This is a genomic window from Pseudoxanthomonas sp. LjRoot204_2 (genome assembly GCF_056175765.1).
In genome coordinates, this window is record NZ_JBGFFG010000250.1 from 1 (window position 1) to 5,000 (window position 5,000).

The window sequence follows — 5,000 nt, forward strand, 5'->3', positions numbered from 1 at the left end:
GAAGGGCAGCGTCGCCGAGCCTGGCTTGAGATCGATGGCACCGGCCAGCGGCGTGATGAGGATGCCGCCGGTCTCGGTCTGCCACCACGTGTCGACGATGGGGCAGCGCGCGTCGCCGACCACGTCGTAGTACCAGCGCCAGGCTTCCGGATTGATCGGCTCGCCGACGCTGCCGAGCAGGCGCAGCGAGGCACGCGAGGTCTTCTTCACCGGTGCTTCGCCTTCGCGCATCAGCGCGCGGATCGCGGTGGGCGCGGTATAGAAGATGGTGACCTTGTGCTTGTCGATCACTTCCCAGAAGCGCGACACGCTGGGGTAGTTGGGGACGCCCTCGAACATCACCGCGGTGGCGCCGTTGGCCAGCGGGCCATAGACGATGTAGCTGTGGCCGGTGACCCAGCCCACGTCGGCGGTGCACCAGTAGATGTCGTCTTCGCGCAGGTCGAACACGGCCTCGTGCGTGTAGGCCGCGTACAGCAGGTAACCGCCGGTGGTGTGCAGCACGCCCTTCGGCTTGCCGGTGGAGCCGGAGGTGTAGAGGATGAAGAGCGGATCCTCGGCGTTCATGCGCTCGGGCTCGCACTCGGCCGGCTGCGCATCGACGACGGCGTCGAACCAGCGGTCGCGCGGCATCTGCATGTCCACCGCGCCGCCGGTGTGGCGAACCACCAGCACGGTCTCTACGGAGTTCGTGCCCGGCAGCTTCAATGCGGCATCCACGTTCGCCTTCAGCGGCACCTTCTTGCCACCGCGCAGGCCTTCGTCGGCGGTGATGATCAGCTTGCTGGCGCAGTCGGACACGCGGTCGGCGATCGAGTTCGGCGCGAAGCCGCCGAACACCACSSAGTGGATGGCGCCGATGCGYGCGCARGCCAGCATSGCGAMGGCSGCMTCGGGRATCATCGGCAKGTAGATGGTGACCCGGTCACCCTTCTGCACGCCCAGTGCGCGCAGCGCGTTGGCCAGCTTGCAGGTGCGCTCGTACAACTCGCGATAGGTCACGCCATACGACGGCGAATCCGGGCCATCGGGTTCGAACAACAACGCGACCTTGTCGCCGCGTCCGGCCAGCTGGCGGTCCAGGCAGTTGACGCTCGCGTTGAGCTCGCCGTCGGCGAACCAGCGGATGTGGAAGTCATCCAGCGCGTAGTTGACGTCCTTGATCTGGGTCGGCTTCTTGAACCAGTCGAGGCGTTCGGCAGCCTTGCCCCAGAACGCATCGGGGTCGTCGATCGAGGCCTGGTAGTCGCGCTGGTACTGCTCGCGCGTGATGCGGGCCTTGGCGGCGAATTCCGGCTTGACCGGATACAGGTCAGTCATGAGGTCCTCCCGGGACGTTCAAGTAATGCGTCGATTCTGAAGCAAGCAGGGCGGACGGCGCGCCTCCAGGGTAACGGCGCCGGCGCATCCGGGGGTTCGAGTTTGACGCATACCGGCGTGCGGCATTGCAGCATCGCGATTAGACGATGGTCGTAAAGCGCGCGCGGCGCGCGCCGCGACGGAACGTCGCACCCCTGTTTTTGTAGGGCTTTGTGTTTGCTGCACTGCCGTTACGACTAATGGCGAATAGGCGGTGCCGGCACGCAGGGGCAAGTCTCCCTCCAGCCGCGCAACGCGGCCATCAACCTTTCGGGAGGGGTTATGACCCAACGTTCCGCAATCGCGCGACGGCCGCTGGCTGCCGCGCTGTTCGTCGCCTTGATCGCGCCGGGGATGGCGTTCGCACAGACCGCCAAGGAAAAAGCGCTGGAGGCGCGCGTCGCCGATCTTGAGCGGCAGGTGCAACTGCTGCTGTCCGCGCAGCAGCAACAGCAGACCCAGATCGCCACCACGCAGGAGCAGGTGACGCAGGTGCAGGCCAAGCAGGCCGCCGCACCCGCCGCCCTGCCCGCCGGCAAGCAGCCGATCCAGGGCACCACCATCCTGACCGCCGCCAATCCGGGAAGTACGTTCTCCTATGGCGGCTTCATCAAGATGGATGCGATGGCCACCGATACCAGCGACGGCCGCATCGCGGACGGCTCGTCGGGGCGCCTGTTCTACGTGCCCAGCACGATTCCGGTGGCAGGTGCGGGCGCCGATGGTGGCGATGCGTATACCGATTTCCACGCGCAGTTCTCGCGTTTCTGGCTGAGCGCCGACCACGTGACCGACAGCGGCGACAAGTTCAAGGGCTTCGTCGAGATGGACTTCTTCGGCGGCGGCAGCAATGCGCTGGCCGGCAACGAGACCGCGACGAACACCTACGCCGTCAGCCTTCGCCACGCGTACGTCAGCTGGAACAACTGGCTGGCCGGCCAGACCTGGTCCAACTTCATGGACGTGGCCGCGCTGCCGGACGCCGTCGACTTCGTCGGTCCCACCGATGGCACGGTGTTCGTGCGCCAGGCGCAGGTCCGCTACACCAAGGGCCCGTGGTCGTTCTCGGCCGAGAACCCGCAGACCACCGTCACGCCGTACCGCACCGGTGCCCGCTTCAACAGCGGGGACAACGCCATGCCCGACGTCACCGCGCGTTGGCTGACCAAGGGCGACTGGGGTCACTTCACCGTCGCCGGCATGGTKCGCCAGTTCAAGGTGCTGGACGAAACCGACACCGGCGCGTCCGTCAGCGTGTCGGGCAAGTTCAACCTGGGCAAGAGCGACGACATCCGCTATGCGGTGAATGCCGGCCAGGGCATCGGCCGTTACCTCGCCTTCGGCGTCGGCAGCGACGTGGTGACCGAAGCCAATGGCGACATCAGCGCACTGGATGGCTACGGCGGCTTCGTCGCCTGGCGCCACGTGTTCAGCCCGAAGATCCGCACCAACCTGATGTATGCGGCCTCGCATTTCGACAACGACGCCGCGCTGACCGGCTTCGGCGTCACCGAGCGCACGCAGTCCATGCACGCCAACCTGATCTATTCGCCGTTCCCGAAACTGGATATCGGCGCGGAGCTCATCTACGGGCAGCGTTCGCTCGAGGATGACCGCGAGGGCGACCTGAAGCGTCTGCACACCACCGTCAAGTACACATTCTGAGGGGAATCCACATGAGTTCCACGTCCGTGCAGCATTCGTCGAAGGGCGAGCTGACGAAGGGCCACAAGAAGGTCATCTTCGCCTCGAGCCTCGGCACCGTGTTCGAGTGGTACGACTTCTATCTCTACGGGTCGCTGGCGGCGATCATCGCCAAGCAGTTCTTCAGCGGCGTCAATCCCACCACCGGCATGATCTTCGCGCTGCTGGCATTCGCGGCGGGCTTCTTCGTCCGTCCGTTCGGCGCGGCGTTCTTCGGCAGCCTGGGCGACCGCATCGGCCGCAAGTACACGTTCCTGGTCACCATCCTGATCATGGGCATCTCGACCTTCCTGGTCGGCGTGCTGCCCAACTACGCATCGATCGGCATGGCGGCGCCCGTCATCCTGATCGTGCTGCGCCTGGCACAGGGCCTGGCGATGGGCGGCGAGTACGGCGGCGCGGCGACCTACGTGGCCGAGCATGCGCCTGACGGCAAGCGCGGCCTGTACACGGCCTTCATCCAGACCACCGCGACGCTGGGCCTGTTCCTGTCGCTGCTGGTGATCCTGGCCTGCCGCCTGTCGCTGGGCACCGAGGCGTTCGAAGCCTGGGGTTGGCGCATTCCGTTCCTGGCGTCGATCATCCTGCTCGGCATTTCGGTGTGGATCCGCCTGCAGTTGAGCGAATCCCCGCTGTTCCAGCAGATGAAGGCCGAAGGCAAGGGCTCGAAGACGCCGTTCCGCGATTCGCTGAAGGGCGGCAACCTGAAGCTGATGCTGCTGGTGCTGTTCGGCGCCACCGCCGGCCAGGCCGTCGTCTGGTACGCCGGCCAGTTCTACGCGCTGTTCTACCTGCAGAGCATCCTGAAGGTGGATTCCACCGTCGCCTACCTGCTGATCGCCGCCGCGCTGTTCCTCGCCACGCCGTTCTTCCTGTTCTTCGGCTGGCTGTCGGATCGCATCGGTCGCAAGAAGATCATCATGGCGGGCTGCCTGCTGGCCGCGGTCACCTACTTCCCGATCTTCAAGGGCATCACCCACTTCGCCAATCCGGGCGTGGAAGAAGCCAGCCGCAACTCGCCGGCCGTGGTGGTCGCGGACAAGGACACCTGCTCGTTCCAGTTCGACCCGATCCCGGGCACGCGCAAGTTCACCAGTTCGTGCGACCAGGCCACCGCCGCCCTCGCCCGTGCCGGCGTGCCGTACAGCGTGGAATCCGCCCCGGCGGGTACGCTGGCGCAGGTGCGCGTGGGCGATGCCTCGGTGGCGTCGTTCGAAGCCGCCGGCCTGTCCGGCGACGACGTGAAGGCCAAGACCGCCGCGTTCGGTGGTGAACTGAAGACGGCGCTGGGTGCGGCCGGTTACACGGAGAAGGCGCCGACGGATCGCATCAATGTGCCGATGACGATCTTCCTGCTCTGGATCCTGGTGATCTACGTGACCATGGTGTACGGCCCGATCGCCGCCTACCTGGTCGAGTTGTTCCCGACGCAGATCCGCTACACCTCGATGTCGCTCCCGTACCACATCGGCAATGGCTGGTTCGGTGGCTTCCTGCCGGCGATCTCCTTCGCGCTGGTGGCGGCCACGGGCAACCTGTACTACGGCCTGTGGTACCCGATCGGCATCGCCGTGATGACGCTGATCATCGGCACGCTGTTCCTGCGTGAGACGAAGGACGTCGACATCACGAAGTAAACGCTCCTCCCCGGGCCGGTCCCTCCCAGGACCGGCCACCCGACGCCGGCCCCCGTGGCCGGCGTCTTCTTTTGTACGACGCGCGGCGGGATAAGCTGGGATCTTCATCCCGCCGGAGTTGCGCCATGCCCCTGGTCACCGTGACCGTCCGCAAGCCGAAGGACGCGGCCTTCAAATCGTCCGTGCTCGATGCGGTGCATGCCACACTGGTCGCCTCCGGCGTGCCGGCGGCCGACCGTTTCCAGCGCGTGCTGGAACTGTCCGACGAAGACTTCCGCTACGACCCGGCCTACCCGGATG

Annotated in this window: 3 protein-coding genes; 2 read left to right on the forward strand and 1 reads right to left on the reverse strand. The window is 66.0% G+C overall.

What is annotated here, in order from left to right:
- Positions 1-1,320 (reverse strand): acetate--CoA ligase (locus tag AC04L7_RS12155; protein ID WP_475513091.1); only part of this gene is annotated, 1,320 nt, incomplete at its 3' end.
- 321 nt (positions 1,321-1,641) lie between these two features.
- Here AC04L7_RS12155 and AC04L7_RS12160 point away from each other — a divergent pair.
- Positions 1,642-3,024, forward strand: a complete 1,383-nt coding sequence (locus tag AC04L7_RS12160) for a DcaP family trimeric outer membrane transporter (RefSeq protein WP_436000736.1) — start codon at positions 1,642-1,644, stop codon at positions 3,022-3,024.
- Positions 3,025-3,035: 11 nt separating this feature from the next.
- Complete coding sequence (locus tag AC04L7_RS12165; protein WP_299345430.1) at positions 3,036-4,700, forward strand: MFS transporter; 1,665 nt, start codon at positions 3,036-3,038, stop codon at positions 4,698-4,700.
- Positions 4,701-5,000 lie beyond the last annotated feature (300 nt).

Excerpts from the sequence above, each read along its gene's own strand:
- AC04L7_RS12165 (WP_299345430.1), top strand. The coding sequence starts at position 3,036 with ATGAGTTCCACGTCCGTGCAGCATTCGTCGAAGGGCGAGCTGACGAAG.